The following is a 15555-nucleotide window of genomic DNA, read 5'->3' as shown; positions in this document are numbered from 1 at the left end:
GGCAATCACGCCTCACACGACGGGTCCGCCAGACCGCGTCGCCTTGATTGCGGCAAGCCTCGCTTCTACAGCAAGCCACTATAAGAAAGACAATCGGAGACACGCCATCATGGCTTTAGATCTACTCGTCGTACTCATCTACGCCGCCGGCATGCTGGTGCTCGGCTATTACGGCATGCGCAAGGCCAAGACCCACGAGGACTACCTGGTAGCCGGCCGCAACCTGGGCCCGACCCTGTACATGGGCACCATGGCCGCCACCGTGCTGGGCGGTGCCTCCACCGTCGGCACCGTGCGCCTGGGCTATGTCCACGGCATCTCCGGCTTCTGGCTGTGCGCGGCGCTGGGCCTGGGCATCATCGCCCTCAACCTGCTGCTGGCCAAACCGCTGCTCAAGCTGCGGATCTTCACCGTTACCCAGGTCCTGGAAAAACGCTACAACCCGATGGCCCGCCAGGCCAGCGCGGTGATCATGCTGGCCTACGCGCTGATGATCGGCGTGACCTCGATCCTCGCCATCGGCACCGTGCTGCAAGTGCTGTTCGGCCTGCCGTTCTGGATTTCGGTGCTGCTGGGCGGCGGCGTGGTGGTGATTTATTCGGCGATCGGCGGCATGTGGTCGCTGACCCTGACCGACATCGTCCAGTTCGTGATCAAGACCGTCGGCCTGATGTTCATCCTGCTGCCGATCTGCCTGTACCGCGTCGGCGGCTGGGATGAGCTGGTGGCCAAGCTGCCGGCGTCCAGCTTCAGCTTCACCACCATCGGCTGGGACACCATCGTCACCTACTTCATGATCTACTTCTTCGGCATCCTGATCGGCCAGGACATCTGGCAACGGGTGTTCACCGCCAAGACCGAAAAAGTCGCGCAATACGCAGGCACCGTCGCCGGCTTCTACTGCATCCTCTACGGTCTGGCCTGTGCCCTGATCGGCATGGCCGCGCATGTCTTGCTGCCGGACCTGGACAATGTCAACAACGCCTTCGCCGCCATCGTCAAAGCCTCCCTGCCGGACGGCATCCGTGGCCTGGTGATCGCCGCGGCCCTGGCCGCCATGATGTCCACCGCCAGCGCCGGCCTGCTGGCCGCCTCCACCACCCTGACCGAAGACCTGTTGCCCAAGCTGCGTGGCGGCAAGCAGTCGAGCCTGGGAATCAACCGCCTGTTCACCCTGCTGACCGGCATCGTGGTCCTGGGCATCGCCCTGGTGGTCAACGACGTGATCAGCGCCCTGACCCTGGCCTATAACCTGCTGGTGGGCGGCATGCTGATCCCACTGATCGGGGCGATCTTCTGGAAACGCGCGACCACCGCCGGCGCCATCGCCAGCATGGGCCTGGGTTTCCTCACCGCGCTGGCGTTCATGTTCAAGGACGGCCTGGACGCCAACACCCCGATCTACTACAGCCTGGCTGTCGGCCTGATCAGCTTCGTGGTGGTGAGCCTGCTGTCTCGTCGCCCGGCAACCCTGGCCAACGCGATCTAACCTCAGGTCAGACGCCGTACATTTTTCTTCGGCGGGTGCAGCGTCGGTGGCTGCACCCGTTTTTTTTCGCCTGGAGGAAAGTCGATGAAGATTGTCAGCCGCGACCGCTGGTTCGAAGTCAGAAGCCTGAGCGACGGGATTCGGCTGATCCACGAGCCCTATATCCGGCCGTTCTATCGCTGCAACCTGTGGCATATCCAGGGTCGCGACAGGGACCTGCTGCTGGACAGCGGCTCCGGCCTGGTCAGCTTGCGCGAACAGTTGCCCTGGCTCACCGAACGGCCCTTGCTGGCGGTGGCCAGCCATTGCCATTTCGACCATATCGCCGGGCATCACGAATTCCCCGAACGCCTGGTGCACCCGGCCGAGGCGCAGATCCTCGCCGCGCCTGACGGGGCCAATACCTTGTCGGCCGCCTTCGTTGGCGACGCGATGTTCGAGGCCCACCCGGATTGCCCGCTGTGCTACGCCGAATATCGGGTCAAGGCCGCCCCGGCGACGCGCCTGATCGAGGAAGGCGACGTGCTCGACCTGGGCAACCGTAGCCTCCAGGTGCTGCATACACCCGGCCATTCCCCCGGGGGGATCAGCCTCTGGGAAGCCGCCAGCGGCACCCTGTTCAGCGGCGACATCATCTACGACGGTCCGTTGGTCGAAGACGCCTACCACTCCAACCTGGAGGACTACGCTGCCAGCCTGAGACGCCTGTACCAGCTGCCGGTGCAGACTGTGCATGGCGGCCATTTCGGCAGTTTTTCGGGAACGCAGCTGCGCAGGATGATCGAGGATTGGATCCGCCGGCACCCATGAAGCTGTGCTGTACTGCACACAATCGCGCCCGCTTCAAAGACCATGCGCAGGCCCCTGGCGAAAAGAGCCAAGATGAAAAGAGCCGAAGTCCGACAAGCCGTGCATGACTTCATCAGCCGTCTGCTGGATGGCAACGACGGATTTGCCGACGATGTGAGCCTGCAGGAGCTGGGGTTGGACAAGCAGGATATCGAGGACCTGATCTTCCACCTGGAAGATCAGTTTGGACTGACCGCCTTCACCCACGAAGAAGACCAGATGCTCAAGGCGGCGAACAGCGCCAATGACTTGAGCCGGTTTCTGCTGAAGATTTCACGGCACTGAAGATTCCATGGCGCCAAGCACCATGGGCGGGTTACGTGCGGGGTGACTGGTTTGGATCAGAAGGCGGCAACCGTTCGCGAGTGAACCTGCCCTCGCGCGGCTGAAAAGTGGCGGGAGCAGGCTGGATGCCTGCCCCATTCCCGAGCCGATGGTTAGCGGCGACGCTGTTGCCGACGCCGTTGTTCGTCGTCTGTGCGGATTGGCACCGGCTGCAATGGCGGCTCGATCAGCCCCAGTGCGACCCCGAGGTCGTGAAGCCAGTTTTGCAGTTTCTCTTTCATAGTGCCCCCCTTAAGGGTCGTGCCTGGCGGCTGGGTTCTGAAGCCGCTTCGCTCTGATAATAGCGCTAACTTTCGCCCAGTGCTCCCCCCGGATAGCAATGATCTGTTACCGGATTAATCCGAATCAGCCAGCCCGTTTCAGGCCGTCGCCCGCTGATCCGTCTGACTCGCCTGTTGCAGTTCGATCCAGGCATTGAGGTTGGCGCCGAGCATGCCCTTGCGCCACATCAGCCAGGTGGTGGCACTGGCGAATGGCTCGGCCAGCGGGTGAACCGCCACACTCTCGCGACCGGGCAGGCTGGCGAGCATCGACGCCGACATCAGCGCCACCCCGGACCCGGCAATCACGCAGGCCAGCATTCCCTGATAGGACTCGATTTCTATCGCCCGCCCCATGGCCGCTTGGTAGTGGGCGAACCAGGACTCCAGGCGCAAGCGGTACGAGCAGCCGCGGCGAAAGGTAAATACCGCGCGCCCTTCGACATCCCGGGCACTGCGGATCGGCGGGTGGTCTGCTTCGCTGATCAACACCAGCTTTTCATCGCACAGCGGCACCCCGTCCAGGCTGGCCAGCTCCAGCGGGCCGTCCACCAGCACTGCATCCAGGCGCCCGGCCAGCAAGCCTTCGAGCAACTCGCTGCTGGGCGCCGATTGCACCTGCAGGTTCACCGCCGGGTAGGCGCGGTGGTAACGCGCCAGCAGCGCGGGTAATTGAATCGCTGCCGTGCTGTACATGGTGCCCAGTACGAAATCCCCGGCCGGCTGACCGCCCTGCACCGCCCCATGGGCCTCATCGCGCAGGGCAAACAGGCGCGCGGCGTAATCGAGCAGCACCTTGCCCGCCGGCGACAGTTGCAGCCGCTGCCGTTCCCGCAGGAACAGCTCGACCCCCAGTTGCTCTTCCAGTTGCTTGAGCCGCGTCGACAGGTTGGACGGCACCCGATGCAAGCGCTCGGCCGCCCGAGTGATGGAACCTTCCTCGGCGACCGCCTGGAAGATGCGCAACTGGCTGAACTCCACGACCATTCTCCAAAAGCGAACAAGTTACTTAATATTATTCATTTTTATAGAAAGTCAATCAGTCCTAGCCTGACGCTCATCGCCTCTTCGACGGAGCCCGGACCATGTCACCGCTGATTCGCTTACTCGCCAGTTTCATTGCCCTGATGATGGCCATGGGCATCGGTCGCTTCGCCCTCACCCCGCAACTGCCGCACTTGCTGAGCGAAGGTCAGGTCGACCTGACCGACACTGGCCTGATCGCCGCCGCCAACTACCTGGGGTATTTCATCGGCGCGCTGGATGCCATGTTCGCCCGCCGCCCGGCCCAGGTTCGCCGGCGTCTGTTGGGTGGGCTGTGGCTGTGCGTGCTGCTGACCCTGGCCTCGTCCTGGGCCGGCGGCTTCTGGGCGCATTCGGTATTGCGCTTCGGCACCGGCGTGGCCAGTGCCTGGGTAATGGTGATGATCGCCGCCCTGAGCCAGTCGCTGGCCCTGGCCGCCGGCCGGCCTCGCCTGGGCGCCCTGGTGTTTGCCGGGCCCGGGCTGGGGATTTTCCTCACCGGCCTGCTGGCCCTGGGCTCGAACCTGCTGGGGCAAAGCTCCGCGATCCTGTGGCTGGTGTACGCCGCGGCCGGCCTGCTGATGCTGCTGGTGATCCTGCCGATCCTGCCGCAACCCGCCATGCCCGCACTGACCGCCCAGATGCCACACGCCTCGAACCACAGCGGCATCCCCCGCCTCGGGCTGATTTATGCGCTGTACGGCCTGGGTTACATCATCCCTGCAACCTTCCTGTCACAGATGGCCAGCGCACGCTTTCAAGGGCAATGGCAGGCCGACCTGTTCTGGCCGTGCTTCGGTCTGGCGGCGGCCATCGGCGTGGGGCTGGTCAGCCTGCGCCGACACAGCCCGAACGCCACCCGTCACTGGCTGATGGCGACCTTGTGGCTGCAAGCCGCCGGGGTCTTCGCCTGTCTGCTGGGCAGTGGCGCCGGCCTGGCGCTGGGGGTGATTCTTTGCGGCGCACCGTTCCTGGCCTGCATGCAGTTGGTGATGCAGCGCTCGCGGGAGTTGGCGCCCCATGCGGCCCAGCGCAACGCCGGTTTGCTCACGGCCTGCTTCGCCATGGGCCAGTTGAGCGGGCCACTGCTGGCGGCCCTGAGCAGCCATTTCAGCGGTAGCCTGCAACCGGCGCTGATCGTCGCCGGCAGCAGCCTGCTGCTGGCGGGGGGCTTGCTGTTGAGGCAACAACCGCTTGCCCGGGAATGCCACGCCACGGCCTGAGCCTGGGATTACAGCAGGCTGCGGATCCGCCGGCGCAGCCACTGTTCGGCGCTGACGAAAGTGATGCCCAGCAACACCAGCACCGCACCGATCACGAAATTGAGGCTCAGGGGTTCGCCCAGCAACAGGACCCCGAAGGTGACACCGAACAGCGGCGTCATGAAGGAAAACACCGCCAGGTTGGCGGCCAGGTAACGGCGCAGCAGCCAGAACCAGGTCAGGTAGCTGAAAAAGGACACCACCAGCCCCTGGAACAGCACGCTGGCCACCGCCACCGGGGTCAGGTCGACATGGGTGACCTGGCCGCTCAGCACGGCGATCAGCAGCAGGCCGACAAAACCGACGATCAGCTGATAGAACAGGGTCAGGGTCGCTGGCGCCTCGGACAAGCGCGACGCGCGCACCACCACCGTGGTCGCGCCCCAGGCCAGGCCGGCCAGCACGCCCAGGGCGTCGCCAAGCAGCATGCGCGTGTCCAGGTTATCCAGCGAAATGCCGCCGGCGAAGGCCACGCCAATGCCGATGAACGCCAGCAGAATCCCCAGCCACTGCAAGGGCCTGAGGCGCTCGCTGGGCAGCAACCAGTTCACCCCCAGCGCGGTGAAGATCGGCGCGGTATAGAGAAACACCGACATGTGCGCCGCGCTGGTGAGCTTGAGCCCTTCGGCGATAAACAGGAACTCCAGGCCAAACAGGCTGCCGGCCAGCAAGCCGCCGCGCCAGGTACTGCCGATCTGCGACCAGCCGCCCTTCCAGCACATCAGCAAGGCCACCAGCAGCGCCGAAATGCCCGAACGCGCGGCCGCCTGCATCACCGGTGCGATATCCGCCGCGGCCCACTTGATCATCACCTGCTGCACGCCCCAGATCAGGCACAGCCCCAACATCACTTGCAGTGCGAAACCGTCGGCGCTGCGCCGCTCGATGCTCACCGCAGCCCCTCGGGCAGATTCATAGACATGGCAGTTACTCGACAGAAACGACAAAGCCCCGGAACCGGTCCGGGGCGAAGAATGGATGTGCTGTCGATTATCAACCAAACGGACAGAAAAAGACGCCTGGAAAAAGACCTTTTCCTGGCCGCGGCCGTCAGCTCGACACCGTCGGGCTCAGCCTCAGGGATGGCAGGGCCTCACGGCGCGCGAGGAGAAAAAACAGCGCACCACCGAGGAAACACCCGGTGAACCAGGCGAAGTTGGCCATCGGCTGCAATGCTGGCGTGAAGGTGATCGCCACGCCCATCAGGGTCGCCGGCACCAGCGCCTTGACCGCGGTCCAGTTGACCCCGCCGCTGTAGTAATAACGCCCGCCCGGACCGTCGTTGAACAGCGCGTCGATATCGATCTGCTGCTTTTTGATCAGGTAGTAGTCCACCAGCAGAATGCCGAACAGCGGGCCGATAAAGGCGGCCAGCACGTCGAGGGTGTAGTGGATTACCTGCGGGTTGTTGAACAGGTTCCAGGGGGTGATGAAGATCGACGCCAGGGCCGCGATCATCCCGCCCGTGCGCCAACTGATCCGGCTCGGAGCGACGTTGGCGAAGTCGAAGGCCGGCGAGACGAAGTTGGCGACGATGTTGATGCCGACGGTGGCAGTGACAAAGGCGAAGGCGCCGAGCAGCACCGCGACGTCGTTGTCGATCCGCGCCACCGTGGCGATCGGGTCATGGAGCATTTCACCGAACACCGGCAGGGTGCCGGAGACAATGACCACGGTCACCAGGGAGAACGCCAGGAAGTTCACCGGCAATCCCCAGAAGTTGCCGCGTCGTACATCCTGCATGCTGCGGCAGTAGCGGCTGAAGTCGCCGAAGTTCAGGGTCGGCCCGGAGAAGTAGGACACCACCAGCGCCGTGGCGACGATCACCTGGCCGAATGCCTGCCAGCCCGACAGCGACTTCTCCCCCAGTGTGAAGCTGATGTTGCTCCAGCCGGCCTTCCAGACGATCCAGCCGGCGAGGAGGAACATCACCGCGTAGACCACCGGCCCCGCCCAATCGATAAAGCGCCGGATCGACTCCATGCCGGCCCAGAACACCAGGGCCTGGACCAGCCACAGCGCCAGGAAACCGAACCAGCCCAGGTAGGACAGCCCGGCAAAATGCGGCTCGGCATAGGCCGCCATGGCCGGGAAAAAGCGCAGCACCACAATGATCAGGGCGCTGGACGCCAGGTAGGTCTGGATCCCATACCAGGCCACCGCGATCAGGCCTCGAATCACCGCCGGGATATTCGCCCCGAATACACCGAACGCCAGCCGGCAGATCACCGGGTATGGCACCGCCGCCTGCTGGCTGGGCCTGGCCACCAGATTGGCGATCAGTTGCACGATGCAGATCCCCGCCAGCAGGGCCACCAGCACTTGCCAACTGGCCAGCCCGAGGGCGAACAGGCTGGCGGCGAACACATAACCGCCGACGCTGTGCACGTCGCTCATCCAGAAGGCGAAGATGTTGTACCAGTTCCACTTCTGCGGCAGCGGCCCCAGGTCCTGGTTGTACAAGCGCGGGCTGTAGCCCTTGGGTAGTTGCTCGGTCATTGCAAGGCTCCTTGTTGGACAGGCCCTGCCCCCGCGATTGACCTTGCGACCACACTGCGTACGGGAGCTGGCATGAGTTGTATACGAAGCGCTACGCAGAATGCGTGCCATACCGGAAAAATCTGTAGGCGAACGGCGCGGATCGCTTGTCCATCAAGGGCTGGGGCTTGGCTGCACAACGATGATCAGCAGCCGAGATCAGCGGCAGACATGCCCACTGGCTGTGCACGACTGCCTGATATCAGTGCATCAGGAATGGCTTAAAACTGTATACAGCAACAACGATCGAAGACGCCGACTCTGACGTCCTTCAACGCAGCCAGGAAAAAAGGCAATAAAAAACCGCTGCCGGTTCCGGCAGCGGTTTTTTCGGACAGCCCCATGGGTCGTTAGCGCCGCCGAAGGTTCTTCGACCGCAACTACGCCAAGGAGAAACGAATCAGCTCAGTTCAATGCGGTCGGCATGAATAACGATCTGGCCATTCTTGTACAAGGCTCCGATGGCCTTCTTGAAGTTGCCCTTGCTGACGCCGAACAGGCCACTGATCACCATCGGATCGCTCTTGTCGCTGACCGGCAGGGTGCCATTGTTTTCCCGCAACTTGGCGAGGATCTTCGCGTTCAGGCTGCTGGCCAGTTCTTCACCCACCGGTTGCAGGCTGAGGCTGATCTTGCCGTCGGTGCGGATCTCTTTGATGAAACCCTTTTCCTGTTTGCCCGGACGCAGGAACTTGAACACTTCGTTCTTGTGGATCAGGCCCCAGTGCTTGTTGTTGATGATCGCCTTGAAGCCCATATCGGTGCTCTCGGCCACCAGCAGATCGACTTCCTGACCAACCTTGTAGGTCACCGGAGCCTTGTCCAGGTAGCGGTCCAGACGGGCCGTGGCGGTGATGCGACGGGTGTGCTTGTCGAGGTAGACGTGCACCACGCAATACTCGCCGGCGGTCAGTTGACGCTTTTCCTCGGAGTACGGCAGCAGCAGGTCCTTGGGCAGGCCCCAGTCGAGGAACACACCGATACTGTTAACTTCCACGACTTTAAGACTGGCGAATTCACCGACTTGAACTTTTGGTTTTTCGGTAGTTGCAATTAACTTGTCGGCGCTATCCAGATAAACGAAAACATTCAACCAGTCTTCATCTTCACTGGGAATATCCTTGGGAATATAACGATTGGGCAGCAATATTTCGCCATCCGCCCCGCCGTCCAGATATAAACCGAAGTTAGTGTGTTTAACCACTTGCAAACTGTTGTAGCGCCCGACTAAAGCCATTTCCAATACCCTCATTGCGTGGGCGGCATTCTACCCGGTTTTCCGCTCCTGGTTGGCCCGAGTCGCCGGATAGCAGCGGATATTTTCCTGAATGCCTTGATTTTTATGGCTTTGCGCCAGCAACCGGTTCCGCCCGTCAGGCCAGCCGGCAGCGACTTTTGCCTCAGCGCCGCCGAGCAAGCCGCTCTTTGTGCCATTGTCTTTATTTAAAACAGCAGCTTATGGGGATATTCCCGAGATCAACTTAGGATTATTCGGGAGTTTTCCACTGTTATTCCAGGGGGATATTTACCAAGCAATTGTCAAGCATTTCATGTATGATGGCTGGCCAAATTAATTTTCTGAAGGTTAATGGCCGCCATGCGTGTAAAAGCATCCAACAGCAAAGCAAAGCCAGCTCCAGCCGTTGAAACCAGCGAATCGATCAACGATCAGATTGCTGCTTTCCTGAAATCCGGCGGCGAGATCCAGCAAATTGCCAAAGGCGTCAGCGGCCAGACTTTCGGCCCGTCCAAGCAGATCAGCCTGGGCAAGAAGTAATCCCCCCGCCACACCTCCTGGTCCCTATGCGCTTTGAGCCTCAAAGCGCTAGGACTAGAGTTCTGACTCCTCCCCTCCCATAAAAATCGACGAACGGCCCTCATCCCCGAGGTTTCGCCGGTATCCTTGCACACGTCTAGATCGGGCATTCCAGTAGGTTCCGCGGTTCCTGCTCCTCGCATTTCATGGAGTGAAACATGCTCAAATCCTCTCATGTGCTGCTTGCCAGCCTTCTCGCCAGCCCCTTGGCCCACGGGCAGATCTTCCAGCGCGAACTGGGGGACTTCGACCTCAAGCTCAGCAGCACCCCGAGCCGCAGCATGGCCCAGGGCCTGGTCAAACCCTCGGCCACCGGCTCGTTCCATGGCGGCCTGGACCTGACCCATGACAGCGGCTGGTACATCGGCCAGTGGTCGCCGAGCATGGGCCTGGGCGAGAGCGACCTGGAAGTGGACTCCTACCTGGGCTTCAAGCGCCCCTTCGATCAGACCCTGGGTTATGAGGTGGGGATGATCCAGTACAACTACCCGCAACTGGCCCCGCAGGACAGCCAGGAGTTCTATGGCGGCCTGACGCTGCTGGGCAGCCGCTTCGGCGCCGCGTTCAGCCAGGAACCGGACAAGCGCAACAGCACCCTGTTCGCCGACCTGGGCGGCAACCAGCCCTTCGGCATCGGCGTCAGCATCAAGTACACCACTCATCAGCTGGGCAACCCGGTTTCGGTGAGCAGCGGCTACGTCAGCAGCTTCAACGACTGGTCGATCAAGTTCTCCCGCCCCTGGATGGGCATCGACCTGAAACTGATCTACAGCGACTCCAACCTCAACGGCAGCGATTGTTCGGCCTATTCTGGACATAACGCGCAATGCGACGGTCTGCTCACCTTCAAGGCCGAGCATTCGTTCTACTGAGCGGCTGAACTGCCGGAAGCTTTCCGGGTTCAGATAAGAAACCCATGCTTACAAACCCAGGCCTTCGCAAGGACTTGCCATGTCGCGCCGGCTGCAACACCTCACCCTGCTACTGCTGTTGAGCCTGGTGCTGACCTCCTGCAATCGTGTCGGCCTGGCTTACCGCAACCTCGATGTGATCATTCCCTGGACGCTCAATGACTACCTGGAAATGAACCGCGAGCAGAAAATCTGGTTCAACCAGCGCCTCAAGGAGCACCTGAGCTGGCACTGCAGCACACAGTTGCCCGGCTACCTGGACTACCTGGACCGTCTGCAGCAGATGGTCGCACGCAATCAGGTCAACGATGCCGAGCTGCAAGAGCTCACCCGCGGAGCCAAGCAGGCCATTGCCCAGACCGCCCGCGCGATCGCGCCTTCGGCCATCGAGTTGCTGCGGGGCCTGGACGACCGACAGGTCGCGGAAATGAAGTCGGCCTTCGCCAAGGACATGCGCCAACGTCGCAGCAAAAACCTCAAGCCACCACTGGAGCAACAGATCAGGCTGCGCACCGAACGCATGGACAAGCGCCTGACTACCTGGCTCGGCCCCCTCACTCCTGAACAGACCCAGCGGGTGGCGGACTGGTCAACGTCCCTCGGCGAACAGAACCAGCTCTGGCTCTCCAATCGGGCCAACTGGCAGGCACAGTTCAGCGCCGCGCTGGAGCAACGCCAGAACAGCGACTTCGACAGACGCATCGAGCGCCTGCTGGTGGATCGTGAAAGCTTCTGGACACCGGCTTATCGCCAGGCCTACGCCAACAGCGAACAGGCGGCGCGCAGCCTGCTGGTGGACGTGATGGCCAAAAGCACGCCAGCCCAGCGCGAGCATCTGCGCAACAAACTGCAGAACGTGCGCGATGAGTTCGAAGCGTTGAAATGCATGAAGACGGTACGCCAGGAGTGACGCCTGAATAGCCGTTCAGCGAAGTGCGGCAGGCGGGCGACCGTTGGGCGGAACCGTCCGGCGGCTGTCGATTTGCCCGCGGGCGAAACGACTAGCCTGTGTAGGCACTGTCGCCGCGCACCTTTGCCGCAGGAGAAGACGTCATGCACCTCAACGATCATCCGGTCGTATCCCGGGAACAATGGATACAGGCCCGCAAGCAGCACCTGATTCACGAAAAGGCGTTCACCCGCCAACGCGACCAGCTCAGCGCCGAGCGGCGTGCCCTGCCCTGGGTGAAAATCGACAAGCCCTACCGCTTCCAGGGCCCCCACGGCGAACTGAGCCTGGCCGACCTGTTCGGCGATCGCAGCCAGTTGGTGGTCTACCACTTCATGTTCGCCGAAGGCTGGGACGAAGGTTGCCCGGGCTGCTCCTTCCTCTCCGATCACATCGACGGCGCCAACCAGCACCTGGCCCACCACGACATCGCGCTGGTGGCGGTGTCCCACGCGCCCTTCGCCGAGTTCCAGGCGTTCAAGCGGCGCATGGGCTGGAAGTTCGACTGGGTTTCGTCCGCCGGCTGTGATTTCAACTACGACTTCGGGGTCTGCGCCCGGGCCGACGAGGTCGCCGCCGGCACCGCCACCTACAACTACGAAAAAACCGACGGCGCCGAAGAAGAGCTGCCTGGCCTCAGCGTGTTCTATCGCAATGAAGCCGGTGAGATCTTCCACACCTACTCCACCTACGCCCGTGGCCTGGACCTGCTGGTGGGGGCCTACAACTACCTGGACCTGACGCCCAAGGGGCGCAACGAAGAACAGATCATGGACTGGGTCAGGCACCATGATCGTTATGACGACAAACCAGCCGCCAGTTGCTGTCATGGCGGCTCCTGAGCGTCGGACGGCGATCGCGGGCCTGCAGGAGCTGGCTCGCGATCACGTTCGTCCGGCCGACGGAAAAAAACCGCACGGCACAAACCCGTGGCCTGGCCCCCGGCTAAACTTGGCTCCATGAGCCCCGCCTATCACAGCCTCCACGAATACACCCAACGCATGAACCGGGTGCTGGAGCATATCGACCAACACCTGGACCAGCCGCTGGAGCTGGCCGAACTCGCGCAGGTCGCGCATTTTTCGCCCTTTCACTTTCATCGCCTGTTCACCGCCTGGGTTGGCGAAACCCTGGGGGACTACCTGCGCCGACGCCGCCTGGCCTGTGCCGCCTATCAGCTGGCCAGCCATCCAGAAATGAGCATTCTGGAGGTGGCCCTGGAAGTCGGCTTCAGCTCCGGCGAAGCGTTCTCCCGGGCGTTCAAGCAGCATTTCTCGGTCACCCCGAGCACCTGGCGCAGCACCGAACCCAAACGCTGGCACCGCCGCCTCAGCGACGTCCGCGAACGGCGCCTGCGGGAATTGAGCAATCCTGATCAGACGCACATCCCGGCCTTCGACGATCCTGACGCCTTCATCCACCTGAAGGAGCTTTTGATGAACGTCACCCTCAAGGAACTGCCACCGGTCCGCGTCGCCTACCTGCGTTATATCGGCCCCTACGGGCCGGGCATCGGCACCTTCTGGCGCGACACCGTCGCCCCCTGGATGGTCGAAAACGGCCTGTTGGGCCGCGTGCGCTACGGCATCGGCCACGACGATCCCTACGTCACCCCACCTGAAAAATGCCGCTACGACGCCTGCGTCGAAGTCCCCGACGACTTCAAGGCCAGCGCCCCCGCCGTCGTCACCACCCTGCTCGGCGGCCTCTACGCCATCGCCCACTACCAAGGCAAAGGCCCCGACATCGCCGACGCCTGGACCGAACTGTGCCGCGACTGGCTGCCCAAGAGCGGCATGCAATTCGACGCCCGACCGGCGTTCGAGCGTTATCCGGTAGACGCGAAATATGACATGAAGACGGGGGAACTGGAGTGTGAGATCTGTATTCCGGTGAAGGCGTTGTAAGCCGCGCCGGGCTTGAGCGAAACGATACGGGGCGGCCTGTGCTGCCCCGTTTTTTTGTTCCTCAAGCATGTTCTAGAGGCCATTACCCACAGTCTTTTGCAGGAAGCCGTATTTGGGAAACGCACGGGGCGTTTTATTGGGTATTGGAGCTGCCCGCCAAGCCGACAGCTTCCTTCTGCGCTAATCAGAAAAGCCCTACAGCCTACAGTGCACTCACCTTATTCCTGCCAACCACAGTGCGATTTACAGTCGATGGGTCGCCCAAATGGCGACCGGGTTTGGCGACCCGAGAGACACAAGTAGGCTGCGTATTCTGCAATAAGGCAGAATACGCCCCTGCGAGCGCAGGCCTTTGCTTTATGGCAGCTGTGCGTGGGAGACCTTCGGGTCTGCCGGTTTCTTGTGTCGCCGGTTCGCCAACCTGCGTACAGCCGCCACCCATTCGTTTGGCGACGGATGAGTAGCAACACTCAGACAGGCACAAGGATATAAATCATGAATCGCTACATGCCCATTACCGGCCACGACTGCAATTTTCCCTACCTGCTTATCGATACCCAGGCACCTATTGACGTACTGCACGATGCGGCTGCTTATCGCATACGCGCGGTAACCCAGCTGCTGGAAAGCTTTTCGGTAGCTGATGCCCCTCGTCATGAACCTGCTCTCCTTCAGGAACTGACGTTGGTTTGCAGCATCATGCTGCGCGATGGGTGTGATTTGATGGATGTAATGGGGAGACAGTTGCAGGCGTAGACGGCGTAGTAAATGGAGACGGGCGACTTGTGGGTCGTCCGTTTCGCGTTCTCAAGTCGGATTCAGACGCTAAGGCAAACTCACTACAGGAATACGCTCCTGTGGCTGGGTGACATCGTAAACATGCTGCTCACAATGCTTACCAATGAACTGAAACTCCACCAGATAGACCTTGCTTCGCTCTGGTGTAAAGGTGCTTTTCAGCGGGCCACAATGATAGGTATCTCCGACGCCCCTATCATAAGAATATCCCGACACCTCAAAAGGCTTATCAACATCGGCCTGTACCTCCAACTGTGGGAAGCGTTTAACCACAGCACTGTTGGCCACTTCGTTAAGCTTGGCGATCCAGTCGAGCACCTTACCCCGGCCTGAATCCACCACGGTCCCCAGCACCTCCATTCGTTGATCAGGATCTGTCGCACGACGGACTGAGAACTCTACTGGAAATGTATAGCCTGATGCTTTCATGATGACTTTGGCGTGCTGCGCATCGACCGCTACCGTACTTTGGTGTAGCTGGATGCCGTCGTTCAGAAAGCTGGGAGAAGAGTCTCTGACGTTGGAATGGCAGCCGGGTAATGTGAGCATCAGGATCAGCAGCGATAGTGAGGTTCTGCTCACGCATGAATGTCCTTTAAAAAACCTGCATAGTTGCCAATAGATAAAACTGGAACCATCGAGCCAGAGGAAATGAAGTAGTTTTTAATAACCAAGGACTAAAACCTTGAGTATCCCACTAGCAGCACAATAATAAGACCTGCCACTAAAGCAGGTGAAATCGAATATTTAGGGTATCTGACTCACCGCAGTAGTGGCACGCCAATCGCGATGCGCCTTGGCAGAACCTGACTTGACTATGATGGTGAATGCTACCAAGACGTACAGCCCTATTGGACTAGCAATCAAGCGAAGACACCAAGCGCCACAACCCCCATAGACAAAAGTCCTACCCCCATAGCACCCACTTTATACGCCCCATATAGAGCCCCCCGCCTGCCCCATACAAGACATCACGAACGCTTGCAACGGACTCTTATGGGCACTCATGGGTTTTCCTTATCTACCTACTCACGCCTCAACACACTACTGACAGAGCCGACTGACACACTTGACCGAGCAGATTTTCAAGAAATGCCCTCACTCCGTCAAACACCGTAATTCAGCAAAACTATCCAAGAATAGGGTCCCACAGCACACGTTTAGCATATGCCCGGGCCTCATCCTCAGAATCAAAATCCATGACTTCATACTCGTCATTCAACAGCATTTCCTTCCAGGAAACAGATTCATCCTCAAAAGCCTCGAGCAACTCTTTTTTAAGTTCCCCTCTCTTACCTGCGTTATCAACCGCCTCCTTATAAAGGTCAATCGCCATGGCCTCTGAAAAGCCAAAATCAGCAGAAAAAACCGTCTTCAGAAAATAACTCAAATTTACATACTTCATAGC

Annotated in this window: 17 protein-coding genes; 10 read left to right on the top strand and 7 right to left on the bottom strand. The window is 60.7% G+C overall.

Annotated elements, in window-relative coordinates; all coding sequences use genetic code 11:
* The first annotated feature begins 109 nt into the window (after positions 1 to 109).
* The 3 genes from PMI20_RS11005 to PMI20_RS10995 all read left to right on the top strand — a co-directional run bounded on the left by PMI20_RS11005 (position 110) and on the right by PMI20_RS10995 (position 2623).
* On the top strand, positions 110 to 1489 hold the full coding sequence (locus tag PMI20_RS11005; RefSeq protein WP_007920675.1) for a sodium:solute symporter family protein: 1380 nt from the start codon (positions 110 to 112) through the stop codon (positions 1487 to 1489).
* Between the two features lie 84 nt (positions 1490 to 1573).
* Entirely contained in the window at positions 1574 to 2299 is a 726-nt protein-coding gene (locus PMI20_RS11000; protein WP_007920674.1) for an MBL fold metallo-hydrolase, read from the top strand.
* Positions 2300 to 2371: 72 nt separating this feature from the next.
* Positions 2372 to 2623 (top strand): phosphopantetheine-containing protein, encoded by a 252-nt coding sequence (locus tag PMI20_RS10995; RefSeq protein ID WP_007920673.1) that lies wholly within the window; start codon positions 2372 to 2374, stop codon positions 2621 to 2623.
* Between the two features lie 152 nt (positions 2624 to 2775).
* Here the strand turns inward: PMI20_RS10995 and PMI20_RS10990 are convergent, their stop codons facing one another.
* Together PMI20_RS10990 and ptrR are read right to left on the bottom strand one after the other, a co-directional pair.
* A complete protein-coding gene (locus PMI20_RS10990) occupies positions 2776 to 2904 on the bottom strand; it encodes a PA1414 family protein (RefSeq protein WP_009042667.1) in 129 nt (42 codons plus the stop codon).
* A 138-nt stretch (positions 2905 to 3042) separates the two neighbouring features.
* The gene (gene ptrR, locus PMI20_RS10985) at positions 3043 to 3924 is read right to left on the bottom strand and encodes a putrescine utilization regulator PtrR (RefSeq protein ID WP_007920672.1); all 882 of its coding nucleotides are present in this window, start codon (positions 3922 to 3924) and stop codon (positions 3043 to 3045) included.
* Positions 3925 to 4028: 104 nt separating this feature from the next.
* Between ptrR and PMI20_RS10980 the strand changes: the two genes are divergently transcribed.
* Positions 4029 to 5189, top strand: coding sequence for an MFS transporter (locus PMI20_RS10980; protein ID WP_007920671.1), 1161 nt, complete (start codon positions 4029 to 4031; stop codon positions 5187 to 5189).
* Positions 5190 to 5197: 8 nt separating this feature from the next.
* On the opposite strand, the gene PMI20_RS10975 is transcribed toward PMI20_RS10980, so the two are convergent.
* The 3 genes from PMI20_RS10975 to PMI20_RS10965 form a co-directional block, all read right to left on the bottom strand.
* The gene (locus PMI20_RS10975) at positions 5198 to 6121 is read right to left on the bottom strand and encodes a DMT family transporter (RefSeq protein WP_007920670.1); all 924 of its coding nucleotides are present in this window, start codon (positions 6119 to 6121) and stop codon (positions 5198 to 5200) included.
* A gap of 157 nt (positions 6122 to 6278) precedes the next feature.
* Positions 6279 to 7727 (bottom strand): NCS1 family nucleobase:cation symporter-1, encoded by a 1449-nt coding sequence (locus PMI20_RS10970; protein ID WP_007920669.1) that lies wholly within the window; start codon positions 7725 to 7727, stop codon positions 6279 to 6281.
* A gap of 439 nt (positions 7728 to 8166) precedes the next feature.
* A complete protein-coding gene (locus PMI20_RS10965) occupies positions 8167 to 9003 on the bottom strand; it encodes a CvfB family protein (RefSeq protein ID WP_007920668.1) in 837 nt (278 codons plus the stop codon).
* A 351-nt stretch (positions 9004 to 9354) separates the two neighbouring features.
* Here PMI20_RS10965 and PMI20_RS10960 point away from each other — a divergent pair, with 351 nt between their 5' ends.
* The 6 genes from PMI20_RS10960 to PMI20_RS10935 all read left to right on the top strand — a co-directional run bounded on the left by PMI20_RS10960 (position 9355) and on the right by PMI20_RS10935 (position 14105).
* The gene (locus PMI20_RS10960) at positions 9355 to 9543 is read left to right on the top strand and encodes a PFL_1563 family small protein (protein ID WP_016702300.1); all 189 of its coding nucleotides are present in this window, start codon (positions 9355 to 9357) and stop codon (positions 9541 to 9543) included.
* Between the two features lie 197 nt (positions 9544 to 9740).
* Complete coding sequence (locus PMI20_RS10955) at positions 9741 to 10454, top strand: TorF family putative porin (RefSeq protein ID WP_007920667.1); 714 nt, start codon at positions 9741 to 9743, stop codon at positions 10452 to 10454.
* Between the two features lie 79 nt (positions 10455 to 10533).
* Positions 10534 to 11403: a DUF6279 family lipoprotein gene (locus PMI20_RS10950; RefSeq protein ID WP_007920658.1), complete on the top strand. Its 870-nt coding sequence runs from the start codon at positions 10534 to 10536 to the stop codon at positions 11401 to 11403.
* Positions 11404 to 11546: 143 nt separating this feature from the next.
* Positions 11547 to 12284: a DUF899 domain-containing protein gene (locus PMI20_RS10945; RefSeq protein ID WP_007920657.1), complete on the top strand. Its 738-nt coding sequence runs from the start codon at positions 11547 to 11549 to the stop codon at positions 12282 to 12284.
* A gap of 117 nt (positions 12285 to 12401) precedes the next feature.
* Positions 12402 to 13349, top strand: a complete 948-nt coding sequence (locus PMI20_RS10940; RefSeq protein ID WP_007920655.1) for an AraC family transcriptional regulator — start codon at positions 12402 to 12404, stop codon at positions 13347 to 13349.
* 495 nt (positions 13350 to 13844) lie between these two features.
* Positions 13845 to 14105 carry a hypothetical protein gene (locus PMI20_RS10935; protein ID WP_007920653.1) on the top strand — a complete coding sequence of 87 codons (261 nt, stop codon included), beginning with the start codon at positions 13845 to 13847 and terminating at the stop codon, positions 14103 to 14105.
* A gap of 69 nt (positions 14106 to 14174) precedes the next feature.
* On the opposite strand, the gene PMI20_RS10930 is transcribed toward PMI20_RS10935, so the two are convergent.
* Together PMI20_RS10930 and PMI20_RS10925 are read right to left on the bottom strand one after the other, a co-directional pair.
* Positions 14175 to 14729, bottom strand: coding sequence for a hypothetical protein (locus tag PMI20_RS10930; RefSeq protein WP_007920651.1), 555 nt, complete (start codon positions 14727 to 14729; stop codon positions 14175 to 14177).
* A 547-nt stretch (positions 14730 to 15276) separates the two neighbouring features.
* Positions 15277 to 15552, bottom strand: coding sequence for a hypothetical protein (locus tag PMI20_RS10925; protein ID WP_007920649.1), 276 nt, complete (start codon positions 15550 to 15552; stop codon positions 15277 to 15279).
* Positions 15553 to 15555 lie beyond the last annotated feature (3 nt).

This window comes from Pseudomonas sp. GM17, assembly GCF_000282175.2.
GTDB classification, from domain to species: Bacteria; Pseudomonadota; Gammaproteobacteria; order Pseudomonadales; family Pseudomonadaceae; genus Aquipseudomonas; species Aquipseudomonas chlororaphis.
This window is presented reverse-complemented; position numbering and strand designations above follow the sequence as displayed.

Bases quoted from the DNA above. Each gene is read 5' to 3' on its own strand.
- PMI20_RS11005 (WP_007920675.1), top strand. From the start codon at position 110: ATGGCTTTAGATCTACTCGTCGTACTCATCTACGCCGCCGGCATGCTG.
- PMI20_RS11000 (WP_007920674.1), top strand. From the start codon at position 1,574: ATGAAGATTGTCAGCCGCGACCGCTGGTTCGAAGTCAGAAGCCTGAGC.
- PMI20_RS10995 (WP_007920673.1), top strand. From the start codon at position 2,372: ATGAAAAGAGCCGAAGTCCGACAAGCCGTGCATGACTTCATCAGCCGT.
- PMI20_RS10990 (WP_009042667.1), bottom strand. From the start codon at position 2,904: ATGAAAGAGAAACTGCAAAACTGGCTTCACGACCTCGGGGTCGCACTG.
- PMI20_RS10980 (WP_007920671.1), top strand. From the start codon at position 4,029: ATGTCACCGCTGATTCGCTTACTCGCCAGTTTCATTGCCCTGATGATG.
- PMI20_RS10970 (WP_007920669.1), bottom strand. From the start codon at position 7,727: ATGACCGAGCAACTACCCAAGGGCTACAGCCCGCGCTTGTACAACCAG.
- PMI20_RS10965 (WP_007920668.1), bottom strand. From the start codon at position 9,003: ATGGCTTTAGTCGGGCGCTACAACAGTTTGCAAGTGGTTAAACACACT.
- PMI20_RS10960 (WP_016702300.1), top strand. From the start codon at position 9,355: ATGGCCGCCATGCGTGTAAAAGCATCCAACAGCAAAGCAAAGCCAGCT.
- PMI20_RS10955 (WP_007920667.1), top strand. From the start codon at position 9,741: ATGCTCAAATCCTCTCATGTGCTGCTTGCCAGCCTTCTCGCCAGCCCC.
- PMI20_RS10950 (WP_007920658.1), top strand. From the start codon at position 10,534: ATGTCGCGCCGGCTGCAACACCTCACCCTGCTACTGCTGTTGAGCCTG.
- PMI20_RS10945 (WP_007920657.1), top strand. From the start codon at position 11,547: ATGCACCTCAACGATCATCCGGTCGTATCCCGGGAACAATGGATACAG.
- PMI20_RS10940 (WP_007920655.1), top strand. From the start codon at position 12,402: ATGAGCCCCGCCTATCACAGCCTCCACGAATACACCCAACGCATGAAC.
- PMI20_RS10935 (WP_007920653.1), top strand. From the start codon at position 13,845: ATGAATCGCTACATGCCCATTACCGGCCACGACTGCAATTTTCCCTAC.
- PMI20_RS10925 (WP_007920649.1), bottom strand. From the start codon at position 15,552: ATGAAGTATGTAAATTTGAGTTATTTTCTGAAGACGGTTTTTTCTGCT.